The organism is Streptomyces platensis (assembly GCF_008704855.1).
Lineage (GTDB): Bacteria > Actinomycetota > Actinomycetes > Streptomycetales > Streptomycetaceae > Streptomyces > Streptomyces platensis.
In genome coordinates this window covers 1,896,133-1,912,881 of sequence record NZ_CP023691.1, presented here as the reverse complement: position 1 = coordinate 1,912,881, position 16,749 = coordinate 1,896,133, and the positions used below count along the sequence as shown (strand labels likewise).

The 16,749-nt window shown below is 72.4% G+C and carries 14 protein-coding genes and 1 tRNA gene; 6 read left to right on the top strand and 9 right to left on the bottom strand.

Features of this window, described 5'->3' with window-relative positions; translation table 11 throughout:
• The first annotated feature begins 210 nt into the window (after positions 1-210).
• Entirely contained in the window at positions 211-1,833 is a 1,623-nt protein-coding gene (locus CP981_RS08225) for an ABC-F family ATP-binding cassette domain-containing protein (RefSeq protein ID WP_085927042.1), read from the top strand.
• 117 nt (positions 1,834-1,950) lie between these two features.
• Positions 1,951-3,813 (top strand): hypothetical protein, encoded by a 1,863-nt coding sequence (locus CP981_RS08220; protein ID WP_085927041.1) that lies wholly within the window; start codon positions 1,951-1,953, stop codon positions 3,811-3,813.
• Positions 3,814-3,873: 60 nt separating this feature from the next.
• On the opposite strand, the gene CP981_RS08215 is transcribed toward CP981_RS08220, so the two are convergent.
• The 8 genes from CP981_RS08215 to CP981_RS08180 all read right to left on the bottom strand — a co-directional run bounded on the left by CP981_RS08215 (position 3,874) and on the right by CP981_RS08180 (position 12,737).
• Positions 3,874-4,311: an NUDIX domain-containing protein gene (locus CP981_RS08215; RefSeq protein WP_085927040.1), complete on the bottom strand. Its 438-nt coding sequence runs from the start codon at positions 4,309-4,311 to the stop codon at positions 3,874-3,876.
• A 27-nt stretch (positions 4,312-4,338) separates the two neighbouring features.
• The gene (locus tag CP981_RS08210; protein WP_085927039.1) at positions 4,339-5,013 is read right to left on the bottom strand and encodes an HAD family hydrolase; all 675 of its coding nucleotides are present in this window, start codon (positions 5,011-5,013) and stop codon (positions 4,339-4,341) included.
• Positions 5,014-5,119: 106 nt separating this feature from the next.
• Positions 5,120-5,881, bottom strand: a complete 762-nt coding sequence (locus CP981_RS08205) for a Bax inhibitor-1/YccA family membrane protein (RefSeq protein WP_158092685.1) — start codon at positions 5,879-5,881, stop codon at positions 5,120-5,122.
• 74 nt (positions 5,882-5,955) lie between these two features.
• Positions 5,956-7,326 (bottom strand): hypothetical protein, encoded by a 1,371-nt coding sequence (locus CP981_RS08200; RefSeq protein WP_085927038.1) that lies wholly within the window; start codon positions 7,324-7,326, stop codon positions 5,956-5,958.
• A 3-nt stretch (positions 7,327-7,329) separates the two neighbouring features.
• A complete protein-coding gene (locus CP981_RS08195) occupies positions 7,330-9,864 on the bottom strand; it encodes a hypothetical protein (protein WP_085927037.1) in 2,535 nt (844 codons plus the stop codon).
• 16 nt (positions 9,865-9,880) lie between these two features.
• Positions 9,881-11,380, bottom strand: coding sequence for a caspase, EACC1-associated type (locus tag CP981_RS08190; RefSeq protein WP_085927036.1), 1,500 nt, complete (start codon positions 11,378-11,380; stop codon positions 9,881-9,883).
• Positions 11,381-11,552: 172 nt separating this feature from the next.
• Positions 11,553-12,494, bottom strand: coding sequence for a pseudouridine synthase (locus CP981_RS08185; protein WP_085927035.1), 942 nt, complete (start codon positions 12,492-12,494; stop codon positions 11,553-11,555).
• A gap of 158 nt (positions 12,495-12,652) precedes the next feature.
• Positions 12,653-12,737, bottom strand: a tRNA-Leu gene (locus CP981_RS08180).
• A 316-nt stretch (positions 12,738-13,053) separates the two neighbouring features.
• Between CP981_RS08180 and CP981_RS08175 the strand changes: the two genes are divergently transcribed.
• The 3 genes from CP981_RS08175 to CP981_RS08165 all read left to right on the top strand — a co-directional run bounded on the left by CP981_RS08175 (position 13,054) and on the right by CP981_RS08165 (position 15,745).
• Positions 13,054-14,379 carry a M20/M25/M40 family metallo-hydrolase gene (locus tag CP981_RS08175; RefSeq protein ID WP_085927034.1) on the top strand — a complete coding sequence of 442 codons (1,326 nt, stop codon included), beginning with the start codon at positions 13,054-13,056 and terminating at the stop codon, positions 14,377-14,379.
• Between the two features lie 142 nt (positions 14,380-14,521).
• Positions 14,522-14,755 (top strand): chaplin, encoded by a 234-nt coding sequence (locus CP981_RS08170; RefSeq protein WP_085927033.1) that lies wholly within the window; start codon positions 14,522-14,524, stop codon positions 14,753-14,755.
• Between the two features lie 174 nt (positions 14,756-14,929).
• A complete protein-coding gene (locus tag CP981_RS08165) occupies positions 14,930-15,745 on the top strand; it encodes a chaplin (protein WP_085927032.1) in 816 nt (271 codons plus the stop codon).
• A gap of 86 nt (positions 15,746-15,831) precedes the next feature.
• Here CP981_RS08165 and CP981_RS08160 read toward each other — a convergent pair whose 3' ends face one another.
• Entirely contained in the window at positions 15,832-16,020 is a 189-nt protein-coding gene (locus tag CP981_RS08160) for a DUF5703 family protein (protein ID WP_085927031.1), read from the bottom strand.
• Positions 16,021-16,067: 47 nt separating this feature from the next.
• Here CP981_RS08160 and CP981_RS08155 point away from each other — a divergent pair, with 47 nt between their 5' ends.
• Positions 16,068-16,742 (top strand): hypothetical protein, encoded by a 675-nt coding sequence (locus CP981_RS08155; protein ID WP_085927030.1) that lies wholly within the window; start codon positions 16,068-16,070, stop codon positions 16,740-16,742.
• The last annotated feature ends 7 nt before the right edge of the window (positions 16,743-16,749 follow it).

Genomic DNA, 16,749 nt, shown 5'->3' with positions numbered 1-16,749 from the left:
GGCCGTTGCTCGTCTGAGGTCATGAGACACCGCGCCCGTGAGCGGTGATCCGCCCTGCGCTTCCGGTATCCGGAGCGGCGGATCATGCCTCACGCGGCCCGTCCGCGACCTCGGCGTACCCGCACGGTGTACCCCGGCGCAACACGGCGTTCCGACGCGGTGTCTCCCAGCGCAGTCCGCATGCACTTCCCCCGCGCCCAGGAGACCCGTATGTCCATGTCCTCCGCCTCGTCCGCCGCCTCCATCGTCTGTACCGGCCTCGGCTTCACCTGGCCCGACGGCAGTCCCGTCCTGGAGGACTTCCCGCTGGCCGTCGGCCCCGGCCGCACCGGCCTGATCGGCCTCAACGGGGCCGGAAAGTCCACCCTGTTGAAGCTGATCGCGGGCGAACTCACCCCCACAGCCGGCAGCATCAAGGTCGCCGGCGAGGTCGGCTACCTCCCGCAGCACGCCCCGCTCGACACCGCCCTGCGGGTCGATCAGGCGCTCGGAATCGCCACCGCGCGCGCCGCGCTGCACGCCATCGAAGGCGGCGACGCGAGCGAGGAGCACTTCACCGCGATCGGTGACGACTGGGACGTCGAGGAGCGCGCCCGCGCCACCCTCGACCAGCTCGGACTGCCCGGTATCGACCTCGACCGCACCATCGGCGAGGTCTCCGGCGGCGAGTCCGTCCTGCTGCGGCTGGCGGCCCTGCTGCTGCGCCGGCCGGACGTCCTGCTGCTCGACGAGCCCACCAACAACCTCGACGTGGCGGCCCGGGAGCGGCTGTACACCGCGGTGTCCGGCTGGTCCGGTGTGCTCGTCGTGGTCAGTCACGACCGCGAACTCCTCGAACGCGTCGACCGGATCGCCGACCTCCGCGACGGCGAGGTCCACTGGTACGGCGGCAACTTCAGCGCGTACGAACGGGCCCTGGCCGTCGAACAGGAGGCGGCCGAGCGGATGCTGCGGGTCGCCGAGGCCGACGTCCAGCGCCAGAAGCGCGAACTGGCCGACGCCCAGGTCAAGTTGGCGCGCCGGGTCCGCTACGGCAACAAGATGAACGCCCAGAAGCGCGAGCCGAAGATCGTCATGAACGAACGCAAGCGGGAGGCCCAGGTATCCGCGGGCAAGCACCGCATCATGCACACCGAACGCCTCAAGGAGGCCAGGGACCGGCTCGACGAGGCCACCGAGGCGGTCCGGGACGACGACGAGATCCGCATCGATCTGCCGCACACCGCCGTGCCGCCGGGCCGGACCGTGCTCACCCTGCACGACCTGCAAGCCCGTTACGGCGTCCATGCCGACCTGGAGGTGCGCGGCCCCGAACGGATCGCACTGACCGGCCACAACGGCTCCGGCAAGACCACCCTGCTGCGGACCGTCGCCGGTGCGATCCCGCCGGAGTCCGGTACGGCCGAGACCCATGTCCCCTACCGCTTCCTGCCCCAGCGGCTGGAGGTGCTCGACCCCGCGCTGACCGTCGCCGAGAACGTCGCCCGCTTCGCTCCGGACGCCACCAACAACCGTATCCGGGCCCGGCTCGCCCGCTTCCTGTTCAAGGGCGCCCGCGCCGACCAGCTAGCGGGCACGCTCTCCGGCGGGGAACGCTTCCGCGCCTCGCTCGCCGCGCTGATGCTGGCCGAGCCGGCCCCGCAGCTGCTGCTGCTCGACGAGCCGACGAACAACCTCGACCTCGCCTCGGTCCGCCGGCTGGTCACCGCCCTGGAGTCCTACGAGGGCGCGCTCCTCGTCGTCAGCCACGATCTGACGTTCCTCCGGGACCTCGGCATCACCCGCTGGCTGTCGACGGAAGACGGTGAACTCACCGACATCGCACCGCTGTAGAGGGAAGGGGCGGGCCCACTGCTCGGCCCGCCCCCAAAAAAACCGGTTGCCGCACCCCTTCCCGTGGGCCACGATCCTCCCCATGACCTACAGGAAGGGCGGCCACCGCCCCACCCGATGACCGCGCGGACCCCGGGCCACGACCCGGTCCCCGCCCCGTCAGCCACCGACCCCGACCGCCCGGCCGACGTGACCGCGGCAGTCCTCGACGGATCCGCCCTCGCCCCCGGCGCCACCGTCCGTACCGCCGTATTCGACGCGGTACGCGCCGACCCGGACGGCCCGGTCACCCACGAGCTGACCGGACTCACCCACCACCGGCGCCCCGCCGTGCGCCGCACCGCGCTCACCCTGCTCACCGAGCTGACCTACAGCGGTCCCCAGCCCTGGCCGGGCCCGATCGAGGCGGCAGCGGCCCGGCTCCACGACCCCGACCCGGACGCCCGCCGGACCGCCGCCCGCCTCCTCGTGCGCGCCGGCGGCACCGACCGCGCCCGCACGGCCCTCGACAGCCACCCCGACCCCGCCACCCGTATCGCCCTGGCCGACGCACTGCTGCTGTACGCACGCCACTCCCCGTGCCCGCCCGGGCCGCTGCGCACCGACCCGCTCCCCGAAATCCGCCTGCTCGCCTGTATCGAGGAGCTGCGAACGGCGCCGGCGGAGGAGTGGCCCGCCCTGGACGCGCAGACGGTGGCGGAGGTCGGCGCACTGTCCGGGCATGACGCGGACCGCGGTTGGCCCCTCGGCCACCGCTGGGGCGACGCCCTGTTCCGGCAGGACCGGGAGCAGCACTGCTACACCGCCGCCGCCCGGCTGCTGACCGGCGACGCGGGCCCCTACGGCCAGCGGGTCGGGGTGCACCTCGCCCGGCGGGCCCTCCAGTCGTGGCGGGCGGCCCCCGCCGTCCTGACCCCGCACCTCACCGCCCTGGTCCGCACCGCACCGGCCGCCCTGCGCGACCTCGCCGTGGACGCGCTCTGCGCCTCCCGCACCGCCACCCGCCTGGCCGCCGACGACCTTGCGGCCCTGCTGCCCGCCACCCGCAACACCCGCTCCGCCACGGCCTGGACGCTCACCTACGCCCTCGCCACGGTCGACGACCCGCGCGCCGCCCCGTACGTCCACACCCGTCTGGCATCGGGGACACCGCCCGCCGGTGCGGTCGCCGCCGTCCGCGGTCTGCTGCGCTCCGGGACCGCCGACCCGGAGCATCTCGTCCCCGTCATAAGGAGGTTGCTCCGCTCCGACGATCCGCACGTGGTGTCGACCGCGATCGCGCTGAGCGACGATCTCGGCCCCGCGGCGGCGGCCGGTGTCCCCGACCTCATCGAGGCGCTCCGCGCCGAGTGCGCCCTGCGCGATGCCCAGGGCGCCGAGTGGGCCGGCCGGCGCGAACTGCGCCTGGTCACCGCGCTCGGCCGGATCGGACCCGCCGCCGCTTCCGCGGTGCCGCTGCTCGAAGGGCTCAGCCGCGCCTCCCGGCAGCGGGCGGGCTACCGGGAGCTCGCCCTCGCCCGGATCACCGGCGAGCGCCGCTATGCCGAGGCCGCACTGTGCGCCCCGTCCCGGCTGCGGCGGTATGTCTCCGACCGCTCCGGGCTCTTCGAGTGGCTGCTCGACCACGGCGGCCTGACCCCGGACCAGTCCCGTCAGCTGCGCGACCTCGTCCTCAGCCGGCCCGGCGGTATGCAGGTCTTCGGATCGCGGGCCCTGTGGCGCCACGAGGGCCCGGCGGCCGCCGCCGACCTGCTCGCCGTCCTCCCGCAGTACCTCGACGACGATCTCTTCGGCCCCGCCGCCATGGCCACCCTGGAGGCCATGGGGGAGCACGCCCGCCCGGCCCTGCCGCACCTGCGCGCCCTCATCGGCCGACGCACCCGGCTTCCGCTCCACGCGGGCTCCGAGGACGCCGATATGAACGCCGACGAACAACTCCTCGAAGCCGCCCGGCGGACGGTGAGCGCCGTCGCCCCCTAGGTGTGCTGTCCGGCGGACCGGCCACGATCCGCCGGACAGCCCCTCGTCACCACGACGGGCTCACCGCCCCCCGTGCCCCCGGGCGCCCGCCGTGAACAGCCCCAGCGTCTCCCCGCACTGCGAATGCAGCGGCTCCGGCAGCGCGTCCGGGGCGAACCAGTCGAGCGCGTCGAACTTGTGCGGCTCACCGATCGTCACCCCGTCCGGGGCCACCCGTACGGCGAAGACCACCGCGACCCAGTGCGAGTCGACCGGATCGCCGCGCAGCACATTGCGCACCCCGATCTGCTCGATGCCGAGCGGCCGCACCCCGTACTCCTCCTGCACCTCCCGGGCCACGGCCGTCTCGAAGGACTCCCCGAACTCCAGCGCCCCGGCGCCGCAGTCCCAGGTCCCCGGCTCGTCCCGGGCCCCGGCGCCGCGCCGCGCCAGCAGCACCCGCCCGGCGCCGTCATGGCACACGAAGACACAGGACACCTTGGGTTCCACCGCTGTCATCTCCCCTTCCAACTCCCCTCGGTCCGCTCAGAAGTGGTGCAGCAGCTCGCCGAACGCCGGCAGCCGCAGCACCTTCTCGTCGGCCGGGTCGAGCTCATCGTGCTCCAGGACCCAGGTGTGGTCATGGGGGATGAACACCGCGTTCAGGCCCGCCGAACGGGCCGGCAGGATGTCCGACTTCGGGGAGTTCCCGATCATCCAGGTCGAGCCGGGCACCAGGTCGTAGGCGCGCACCAGCTCCTCATAGGTGGCGGCATTCTTCTCCGCCACGATGTGCACCTCCCGGAAGTGCCGGGTCAGCCCGGAGGCCGTCACCTTCCGCTGCTGCTCCTCGGTGTCGCCCTTGGTCAGCAGCAGCAACTCGTGCCGCCGCGCCAGCTCGGCCAGGGTCTCGGCCACCCCGGGGATCAGCTCCACCCGGTCCCCGGCGAAGGCCGCGGCCCACCCGGCGATCCGCGCCGACTCCTCGGCCGTCGCGGCCCGTCCGCGCAGCCGCGCCACACACTCCCCGAGGCTGTGCAGAAAGACCTTGCTGCCGTATCCGAGCGTCAGCGCGTTCGCCGCCTCGATCCCGTCGAGCACGGCCCGCACCCCTGCCCGGTCGAGCTCGGGGTGGGTCATCCACTCCAGGAACTCGTCGATCACCCGCTCGAAGATCACGTTGTTCTCCCACAACGTGTCATCCGCATCGAAGATCAGCATTCGTCCGTCAGCCCTTCTCCCACTTCACCGGCCTGCGCACCCTACGCAGGCCGGGCGGCCGGCCGCACCGGATATTCGGTGCGGAGGGAGGTCCCGGCCCGGGGTCTCACCACCACCGGAGGTACGACAGCAGCCGCAGCAGCTCCAAGTAGAGCCAGACCAGGGTCATCGTCAGCCCGAACGCGACATACCAGGCCCACCGGTGGGAGGCGCCGGACCGCAGCAGGCGGTTGGCGGCCTCGAAGTCCAGCAGAAGGAAGAAGGACGCGGCGGCGACCATCAGCACACTCACCCCGAAGGCCAGGACACCGCCGTCCCGCAGCCCCAGGTCCGCGCCGAACCCCCACCATGCGACCAGCTCCGCCACGAGCAGCACCAGCAGCCCGAGCGCCGCCCCGACCGCCCAGCGCGTCACCTTCGCACTGATCCGCACCTTCCGTGTGCGATACGCCGCCAGCATGCCGGCGAAGACGCACCCGGTGCCGAGGACGGCCTGGGTCCCGATCCCCGGATGCAGCGCGTCGAAGAGCTGTGTCGCCTCACCGAGCACGATCCCCTCGACCGCCGCGTACAGCAGGGCAAGTGCGGCACCGGGCCGGGGCCGGAGGGCGAGGAAGATCCCGAGGCCCAGCGCGGCGAACAGGGCGGGCAGGGCGAGGTACCCGACGTCCAGGAAGACGGTGAGGAAGGCGCTCGCCACCAGGACGGCGAACACCACCAGGGTTTTGACGACGATGTCGTCGAGCGTGATCGGACGGTCCGCGACGGCCGCCGGGGACGCCTCGCCCGGCCTGACCGGACCGGCCGGTGACACCGCACCGTCCAGCGTCAGCAGATTACGGATCGCAGGGTTGCTCGTCGTGGGCACCGGCCCTCCCGGAGGATCGAGCGAAGTGAACAACTCCGTGTTGTCACAGCATAGTTGGCGAAACGGGGAATGCCTCAGTCCACCTCGACGACCTGCCGCGGCCCCGGCACGCTCGCCCGCAACGCCCGCGTCACCTCCGCCACCGCGGGAAACACGGTGTCCGCGCCGGACGGGGCGGCATACGGCAGCGCCGTACCCAGATGATCGCGCCAGGGCGCGGGCACCGCGATCGGCTGCCGGACACCGGTCAGCACCACGCACTGGACCGCCTCGGCGCTGTGGTCACGCAGCGCGGTCCGCAACCGGCCCGGCAGCCCCAGGCGTTGCGGCACCGCGGTGTTGAGCAGCCGCTCGCCCACGCTCTCGCCCTGCCCGGCGAGCTCGGCGCCGTGCAGCTGATGGACGGTGTCGCGGATGGCCGGGTACTGCTCCGGCAGCACCCCGCGGCAGCGCAGCACGACCACGGTGTGCGCCTTTCCCTCGGCCTCCACCTCACAGGCGATGTCGAACGACATCCGCCGCTTCAGGAAGCCGTAACGGACCTCGTTGATCACCTGAAGATTCGCGTCGGGCGCCGGCCGGCCGGTCTCCGGGGGCGGCTGGCTGTACAGCCCGTGGAGCTGTTCGCCTACCGTCACCGAGCCGGTGAACAGCCGCCGCAGCCCCACGGCCACCGCATTGCGCTCGTACAGCTCCAGCCAGGCGGGCAGCCGGCTGACGCTGCTGAGATCGGGTGCCAGCAGCCGCGCGGTCTCGGCGTGCTCCAGCGCGTCGTCGCGCATCTGCTCGGTGAGCAGACCGATCCGGCGGCGCAGCTCGATCAGCGCCAGCGCGTCGAACTGCGCCGACTCGTCACCGGTCCGCTGCCCGCCGACGCCTTCGAGCACCCCCGCCAGGATCTGGGTCGGGGCCGCCTCGGCGGGCCACCCGCGCCGCCGGGCCAGCTCGGTGAGCCGGTCCTGTGCGTACGGGGTCAGCCAGCCCCGGCCCTCGACGAAGCCGCCCCAGTCACGGGACTCCAGACCGTGCCGGGCGGCGAGCCGCGGCAACCGGGCCAGCAGCGCCAGCAGCAGCAATTCGGCGTCATCGATGCCGTCCTGGTGGTGCCCCGTCTCCCGCAGCGCCTGGGCCAGCTGATGCCCGTCGAAGAGGGTGGCGAACACCTCGGACTCCGGGCACCCCAGGAGCCCCGCCAGCAGCGGCTGCGCGGTCGGGCCGACCAGCAGATGCAGATGCCGCCCGGTGAACACGGCCGGCAGCTCGGGCGGGGTGAAGGCGGCCCGGACCCGGGCCGCCAGCTCCGCCAGCTTGCTCTCGGCCTCGCTGAACCGGCCGATCCGGTGCAGCAGATCGTGCGCGGCGAAGTTGCCCAGCGCCTCCTCGGCCGCCGCCCTGGCACGGTCCGAACTCCGCACCATCCATACGACATACAGCTCGTTGTCCATGGCCTACCTCCCCGCCACCCGGCCGTAGCGCGGGGGTTCCTGCCCGGTGAGGACCTCGAAGAGCTCCTCTGCCGCACCACGCGACCCCCCGGCATACGGCCCCAGCAGAATCTCCTCCAGGGCCCGGCCGAGCTTCGCCAGTGCCGCGTCGACGGCCTCCTGATGCTCGGCGAGCTCCTCACCGGCCTCGTCCAGCTGCCGGGCCAGCCGGGCGTACTCCACCGCGTTCCTGAAGAGCCACACCGCGTACTCTCGCTCGGGGCTCACCTTGTTCAGCGGATCGCCCTTGCAGCTCGCCCGCGCCCGCGGCAGCCCCTGGAACAGCCGCCGGATGCCCTTGTCCAGCCCGGCCTCCGGCAGGCCCTCCAGCCAGTCCCGGGTGAACTCCTCGTCCGCGCTGCCCGCTTCGTCCAGCGCCCGCAGCGCGACATCGGGGAGTCCGGGCATCTGATGCCCGAGCAGCCCGGGGATCTCACGGGACTCCAGCCGGGCGGCCCGGCACTCCACGATCGCCCGCAGCAGCCAGACCCGGGCCTGCCACTGCGTCTCGGTACGGATGTCGTCCAGGCACTCCCGTGCGGTGAGGAACGCCTCGTTGCGCATCGCCATCAGCGCCCGGTCCATCCCCTCACCGAGCGAGATGTGCCGTTCCGCGGTCCGCAGCGCCGCCTCGATCCGGTCCTCCTCGGCGGCGGTGGGCCCGGCCGGCTGGAGCGCCTCGATCATCCGCCGGGCGATCCCGTCCGGCCGCGCCCGCAGCGCTTCGAGGAACCGGCGGCTGAACTCCTCCTCGACCTGTGGCTGTTCGGCCAGCGCGGCGAGGTCGTCCCAGAGCTGCTGCGCGGACGGGCCGGTGGCGTCGGCCGGGGCCGGCTCGGCGTGGTCCGTGGCGTCCCGCACCACCAGCACGGCGCGCCCGGCATCGGCGAGGACGGCGGACCGGGTGGTGTCCACCAGCGTGTACGGGTGGCTGAAGAGCACCGCCGGGTCCTCGGCGGTCGGCGGCAGATAGCGGCTGATCAGCACCGTGTGCGGGGTGAACACATCCTCCGGTGCGATGCCGTACCGGCGCAGCGAACACCGCCACTCGAACCAGAGCATCGGCGCGGCCTCGGTGCACCAGGCGCGAAAGGCCCGTTCGGTGGCGGGACTCTCGTCCGGGACGACGCCCCGTAACGCGGCATCGAGGAACCGCCCCGCGGCCACCTGCTGTGCCGGGGCGTGCGGCCGGTGCACCGCCGTCTCCAGCTGCTCGACCAGCTCCCGCATACGCCGGGCCCAGCCCTGCCGCATCTCGATCAGATGCGGAACATTGACCTCGTAGTACTTCTCGGTGGGCACCTCCTCCGGCTCGGTGAGCCGGATGGTCCGCCCGGTCGCCTCGTCGAACCGCACGGTCAGCAGCACCGTCGCCGGCCACAGCGTCCGCCGCTCCTCCTCGCTCGCCTGCCCATAGGCCCGCATATCGGCCGTCAGCTGGTCGATCTCCGTCTCCAGCTGGTCCAGGCGCAGCCGGGCGTCCATCGTCAGCCGCTGCGACAGCACCCGCTGATGCGCCTGCTCGACGCTCATATAGGCGTCCGTGGTGAACAGATCCGGGCTGAACTCCAGCCCCACGGACGCCCCCTGCCCCCTGACCGTCCGGAGATACGGCTGAAGGGACACCAGGCCGTCGCCCTCCGCGGCGCGGGGGGCACGCAGGAACGCCCGGTCCGTCTCACCCGCCGCCCGGTCCGCGAGCGCCCGCAACCCCTGGGTGTACGTCACCAGGTCCGCGTACGCGAGGTCCGCGACCTCCACCAGGCCGGTCTCGTGGGCCAGCGACCGCAGCAGGCCGACGAAGTCACGCAGCGCACCCCGGGCCGTCGACGACACCGCATCCGCCACCGTCACCGACCGGGCGCGGAACACCGACGGGATGTCGAGGGAAGCCTGGGCCCCGGACAGCCCGGCGGTGACACGGATCAGCCCGACGCCGATGTGGTCGCCGACGAAGTCGCCGCCCTCCGGGTCGCCCAGGCCGTTGACCCGCAGACAGGTGGTCAGCGCCGCCTGCACCACCTGCTGGCGGATCTCGGGTAGACCCTCGCCGGCCACCAGCACTTCCACCGGGCCCTGTTCGTCCCCCGCCACCCACGCCCGCACCAGCGACGACGGGAGCGCGGCCCGCACCTGCGGCGCGAGCGCGGCCTTCGGCCCCCACGCGAGCGGTGCGGGAAACAGCGGCCCGCACTCCGCGGCCTCCCGGGCCCGCCGGGCCCACCGGGCGACCGGCCCGTCGTCGGTCCCGGGATCACCGGCGGGCACCCGCAGCCCCAGCGCCCTGGCATGCAGCACCAGCGCGAGATCGTCCTCGGTGTCACCGAACAGCGGCGCGTCCGGGCACTGCTGGAGCCAGTACTGCCACAACCGGCTCACCAGGCGCTTCGGCACGGCCGGCCGGCTGTCCCGGAAGCGCTGCGCGATCCGCTCGGCCTCGTCGGCTGTCCAGGTGTGCGGCAACCGGCTCAGCACCTCGTCGACGGCATCCCCCCGCATGGATCTCCTCTCGTCGTCACAGGTCGCCGGCGCACCGGAACCCGACGTTCCCGCGGCACTCGACCGGTGACCGTGGCGACAGTTCCTCCCGCAGCCGAGCCGCGGGGGTGTCATAGGCCCCGCCGCGCAACACCGGCGCCCCCCTGTCGTCCACGCAGATGTCCCAGACGTTACCGAGCAAATCGCCGATGTTGTACGGGTTCGGTGGGAATTCCCCGACCGGGGTCAACGCGGCATGACTGCCGAGGAAGTTCACCCGGCCCGCCGCGATCTCCGCACGCCACCACTCACCGCTCCGCCCGGCCCGCGCCGCCAGCTCCCACTCCGCCGCGGTCGGCAGCCGCAGCGGAACGCCCAGCCGGCGGCCCGCCCAGGCCAGATACGCGCGGGCCGCGGGAAAGCTCACCGCGACCACCGGGTGCTCCGCACGCCCCGCCGGGAAGTCCGCACCGCTCCAGCCCGCCAGGTAGTTGTCGTCCACGTCCGTGCCCGCCGCCCGCGCGGCCGCCGGGTGCCAGCGCGCGTTCGCCGGATCCCGGAGGAAGGCACCGAACTGCGCATGGGTCACCGGGTACCGGCCCAGCCCGACAGTCCGCGTCTCCGTGACCGCCACCGGTACCAGCTGCGGCAGACCGGGCTCCGGCTCGCCGAACGGCACCCGCACCCGCGCCGGGGACGCCATCCCGCCGTCCGACGGGACGGTCCCCCCGGCCGTCGGGCCCACCAAAACCCGCGACGGCGCCGCCTCGACCACGGGACGCGCGTCCGTCGCCCCGGCTCGGTTACGGAACAGGCAGATCTCCCCGGCGGTCTGGCGGGTGCTCAGCTGGGGCAGCGGCCGGGACTTCGCGGTGAGCGCCGCCGTCAGCTCCGCGAACAGCGCCGCCATGCTCAGCAGAGCGGGCCGCCCCGGTACCCCGTCTTCCACGATCCGGATCAGCTCCCCGGTGAACGCGGTGTACGTCTCGCCCGGCGGGGCCAGCGCCTGCCGTGTCCCGGCCGTGGCGGTCAGCACACACGCCCCCTCGACGGCCACCGCGGGCGCGACATCCGGGGCCTGCATCAGGCCGTCCAGCGCCAGCCCGCTCCAGCAGCAGTCCAGAATCACCACGGTCCGCGGGGCGGTGGGCCGCCCGCCCGACGGGTGGAGCAGGACCGACCGCAGCTCCTCGTAACGCAGCGCCGTGTACGACGGACCCGCCTGCGAACAGGGCAGCGCGAGATGGAGTTCGCCCGAACGCGGATCGACCAGACCGTGCCCGGCGTAATACACGACCACGGTGTCGGTCGCCTCAACGGTGGCGTCCTCCACCGCCTTCAGGATCACCTCCCGCGACGCCTGCCGCAGCACCCGGCACCGCTCGTCGGCCAGCCCCCAGACCGCCGGATCACAGCACAGCTCCCGCAGCCGGCTGACGTTGCGCGCCACCGGCGGAAGGTCATCCAGCTCCGTGTACGCATGGGTGCCGATCAGGACGGCGCACGAGCGGGACGGATCGGACAGCGCCGACGCCACCGCACTACTCCCGCCGCCCGGGCCGGTCCACCGGTGCCGCGCGCCCCCCGCAGCCCCCGGCCTCCGAGCCCCGCCCGCCCTTGATCCGTACGCGCACCGCCGCCCCCGCCGCCGTCCGTGAACCCCGTCAGAGCGGTCAGCATAAGCGGCGTCCCGCACCCAGGTCTCAGGATCAGCCGATCGGGCCGTCCGCCCAGTCGGCCAGCCGCAGCCGGCTCTCGAACCGCCGTACCCGGCCGTCCACCGGATCGGTGAACTCCAGGATCCTGGCGAGCAGTTGGAGCGGCGCACGGAAGTCGTCCGGGGCCGGGTCGGTGACGACCGGATAGACCGGGTCATGGCGGATCGGCAGCCCGAGGCCGTTCATATGGACCCGCAGCTGATGGGTACGGCCGGTCGCGGGCAGCAGCCGGTACCGCCCGAGCCCGCCCCGCCGCTCCACCAGCTCGATCCGGCTCTCCGCGTTCGGCGCCCCGGCCTCCTCGCGCGCGGCCATCACCCCGCGCTCCTTCACGATCCGGCTGCGCACGGTCACCGGCAGCGCCACCGCCCCGTCGTAAGGAGCCACCGCCTCGTACTCCTTGCGCACCCGCCGCTCGCCGAACAGATTCTGGTACGCGCCCCGGTCCTCGGGCCGTACGACGAACAGCGCCAGCCCCGCCGTCAGCCGGTCCAGCCGGTGCGCGGGCTGCAGCGCGGGCAGCCCGAGGTCCCGCCGCAGCCGCGCCAGCGCGGTCTCGGTGATGTGCCGCCCGCGCGGAGTCGTGGCCAGAAAGTGCGGTTTGTCGGCGATCACGATCCGCTCGTCCCGGTGGATGATCCCCACCTCGAACGGCACCGGCACCTCCGGCGCGAAGTCCCGGTGGAACCACACATACCGTCCGGCCGCATACGCCTCGCCCCCGCTCAGCACCCCGTCCACCCCGACGAACCGCCCCGCCCCCAGCATGGCGTCCACCCGCCCGGCCCCGATCGCCCCCTGGAACCGGTCGACCAGATGATCCCGGACGGTGCCCCACACCCCGCCCGGATCGGCGGGCAGCCGCACCCGCACGGCGTCGATCCCGTCACGCTGCGGGAGAGGGGCCGGCGGAACCGGCGATCTGCGTCTCACCCGGCAAGAGAACCCCAGGTCGGCCGGGGTCTCAAGTCGGTACGGGCGGCGATCGGCCACGGACCTGGTGTGAGCGGCACCCGGCGCCCGCGCGCCCAGGCGGAAACGACCAACGCCCGCCCCGGCCGAGCGGCCGGTGCGGGCGTTGATACTGCGAGTGTCCGAGGGGGGACTTGAACCCCCACGCCCGATAAAGGGCACTAGCACCTCAAGCTAGCGCGTCTGCCATTCCGCCACCCGGACAAGGTGTCTGCCGTTTCGGCCCTGGGCCGTTCCGACGTGGAAAACAATAGCAAACCTTCGAGGGTGGTCGATCACCCGCACAGGTGGCCGGATGTGGGCCTGTGACCAGGGCATGTCGGGAGTATTGCGGCCTTGGGCCCAGCGGGCGACGGGTGGAGGATGGCAGTGGACCCGCCGCGGGCCGCGCTCCTCCGGGCGCGCGATGCGGCCGTGAACCCAGAGGAGGCACTGTGAGGGAGCTCAGCGAGCTGCGCGAGCACACCGTGGAGAGGTGCGCGCCGCGCGAATGCGGGCCCGGGCGAAGCGAGGTTTCGGCATGAGCGCGTCGCAGCCGGCCCGTGGGGTCACCGGTGAGGACGAGGTCGTCGACCTGTGCCGGGATCTGATCAGGATGGACACCAGCAACTACGGCGATCACTCGGGCCCGGGTGAGCGGGCCGCCGCCGAGTACGTCGCGGAGAAGCTCGCCGAGGTCGGCCTGGAGCCGCAGATCTTCGAGTCCCACAAGGGCCGCGCCTCGACCGTCGCCCGCATCGAGGGCGAGGACCGCTCGCGGCCCGGACTGCTGATCCACGGCCACACCGACGTCGTCCCGGCCAATGCCGACGACTGGACCCATCACCCCTTCTCCGGCGAGATCGCCGACGGGTGCGTCTGGGGCCGCGGCGCGGTCGACATGAAGGACATGGACGCGATGACGCTGGCCGTCGTCCGCGACCGGCTGCGCACCGGCCGCAAGCCGCCGCGCGACATCGTGCTGGCGTTCCTCGCGGACGAGGAGGCGGGCGGCACCTACGGCGCGCGCTACCTCGTCGACCACCACCCGCACCTTTTCGAGGGTGTCACGGAGGCGATCAGCGAGGTCGGCGGCTTCTCCTTCACCGTCAACGAGCAGGTGCGGCTGTACCTCATCGAGACGGCCCAGAAGGGCATGCACTGGATGAAGCTGACCGTGGACGGCAGCGCCGGACACGGTTCGATGATCCACAAGGACAACGCCATCACCGAACTGTCCGAGGCCGTCGGGCGGTTGGGCCGGCACGAGTTCCCGGTGCGGGTGACGAAGACCCTGCGGTCCTTCCTCGACCAGCTCGGCGACGCGCTGGGCACCGAGCTCGACCCGGAGGACATGGACGCCACGCTGGCCAAGCTCGGCGGCATCGCCAAGCTGATCGGCGCCTCCCTCAAGAACACCGCCAACCCCACACAGCTGGGCGCCGGTTACAAGGTCAACGTCATCCCGGGGCAGGCCACCGCGCATGTCGACGGCCGGTTCCTGCCGGGCTACGAGGAGGAGTTCCTGGCCGACGTGGACCGCCTCCTGGGCCCGCGCGTCCGGCGTGAGGACGTGCACGCGGACAAGGCGCTGGAGACCACCTTCGACGGTGCGCTGGTGCAGGCGATGCAGTCGGCGCTCCAGGCCGAGGACCCGATCGCGCGGGCGGTGCCGTACATGCTCTCCGCGGGAACGGACGCCAAGTCCTTCGACGATCTCGGGATCCGCGGATTCGGCTTCGCTCCGCTGAAGCTGCCGCCGGAGCTGGACTTCGCGGGGATGTTCCACGGTGTGGATGAGCGAGTGCCGGTGGACGGGCTGAAGTTCGGGGTGCGGGTGCTCGACCGGTTCATCGAACAGAGCTGAATTCGGCGCGATTTTCCTGCCTTTCGCGCCGGCTTCGCTGAAAAGAGTGAACGCGCCGATGTGTTCGTAGCTTGAACGGCATTTTCCTCGTTGCAGTCAGTGCGGTCCGCGGCTGGGATCGTATTGCCTACAAGGAGGACTAATGATCAAGAAGGTCGTCGCAGCTGCGGCAGTCGCTGGTGGTGTCGTACTCGCCGGTGCCGGCCTGGCCGTTGCCGACTCGGGTGCCCAGGGTGCGGCCCTGAACTCTCCGGGTGCGGTGTCCGGCAACACCATTCAGGTGCCGGTCCAGGTCCCGGTGAACGTCTGCGGTAACACGATCTCCGTGATCGGGCTGCTGAACCCCACCTTCGGCGCCGGCTGCGTCAACAAGTGACCTTCTGACGTCCTTTGGCGTTGTATTTACACCCGTAAAAAGGGTCTGACCCGGCTCGGCTCCGGGGGCGTGCCACGCAATCCGGAGCCGCTGGGTATTTCGGCGGGCGGGTGGATCTTCCCGAAGACCGCCACTCGTCCGTATTCCTGAAGGCACTAGGCAGGGGAACAACCTATGAGACAGGTCGCACGAAAGGGCCTGATCACCGCGGCCGCCGCCAGTGGCGTACTCGCCATGGCCGCCGGCTACGCACAGGCCGACGCGGGAGCCGCCGGAGGGGCGGCGAATTCGCCGGGCGTGGGATCCGGCAACAACGTTCAGGTACCGGTGCATGTGCCGGTGAACGCCTGCGGTAACACCGTCAATGTGGTCGGGCTGCTGAACCCCGCGTTCGGCAACCGCTGCGCCAACGACGTCGGTGGCAGGCACCACGGTGGGAATCACCATCAGGGCGGGCACACGGGGGCCGGCGCCGCCGGTACCACCGCGAACTCGCCGGGTGTCGTGTCGGGCAACAATGTCCAGGCTCCGGTCGACGTACCGGTCAACGCCTGCGGCAACAATGTCTCGGGAGGCGGGCTCCTGAACCCCACCTTCGGCAACCACTGCGCCAACGGGTCCTCGGCGACCCCGGGCAGGCCGCACCACCCGAGCAACCCGCACCACCCCGGCAAGCCCCATCACCCGGGCAAGCCGCATGAGCCGGGCAAGCCGCATGAGCCGGGTAAGCCGCACGAGCCGGGTAAGCCGCACCACCCGAGCACGCCGCACCACCCCGGCAAGCCTCACCAGCCGGGTAACCCGAGCCAGCAGACCCCGCACAAGCCGGCCAAGCCGCAGGCGCCCAGCCAGCAGGTGACGCCGGCCAAGCCCGTCGGGAACCTCGCGCACACCGGTGCGGGCTCGATCGGCTACGCGGTTCCGGCCAGTGCCGGGATGCTGCTCGGTGGCGCCCTGCTCTACCGCAAGGCGCGCGCCGCCCGCCGGTGATCAGCAGCAGATAGCTCACCGGCAGCTCAGCGAGCGGGCCCCGTCTCGACGGGGCCCGCTCCGCTGTGTTCAGCCCCCGGTGGCGCTCACCACGTCGCGCGGAGCTGGCGGATGATCCGGCGACGCAGCCGTACCTTACGGCTCCCGTCGGGGTTCAGACGCAGTCGGTCCAACTCCCAGTGTCCGTACTCGGCATGGTCCGTCAGCAGGCGTGTGGCGGCGTTCCGGGAGACTCCCCGGGGCACATACACATCGCAGAATTCGTATTCCGGCATCGCATCTATTGTGCGGGACCGGCCCCGGTACGGATAGCGTCTGCACTATGTCTGATGCTGCGCAGCCTTCCGCCGCCGAGGTACGTGCCGCCGCCGAGGCGGTCAAAGCCGCACTGGACCGTCACCTCGACGCGGTCGAACGCCGCTCGGGGCAGGACGATCCGGCCGTGTACGCCGCGTTCGACGAGCTCGCCGCGGCGGCTGAGGTCTATGACGAGCTGCTCTACGACACCTACGACGAGGTCACCCCCTTCGAGATCCCCGGAAACGAGGCGCTGCCCGCATACGCGGGCCCGGAAGAGCCGAGCGCGCTGAGCGTGCTGATCCGCCGGGACTACACCGTCGCCGCACCGCAGCGACTGCTGCATCAGGCACAGCGCATCGCCGATCTTGATCCGGACGCCGCCGACGACGCGGCCGGCAGCGCCGCCGATGCCGCCGCGGTCGTCGGCACCAGCGTGCATGCGGCGCTCGGTGTCCTCTTCGGGGAGTTCGAACCGGACGAGATCGCCACCCGGCACAAGGAGTTCGGCCTGGAGGAGGGCGACTCCACGCTGTGGGTGGCGGCCGCCGACGACCCGGCCGAACCGGGGGAGTGGCTGTCCGCCCCGTTCGACCAGGCGGACCCCCAGCGGGTGGTGTGCCGCTTCGACGTCAGCGCCGTCTTCGACGAGGAACTGGGCGAAGACGACCTGATGGAGCCGCTCGACAACGAACGGTGAGGGAGGC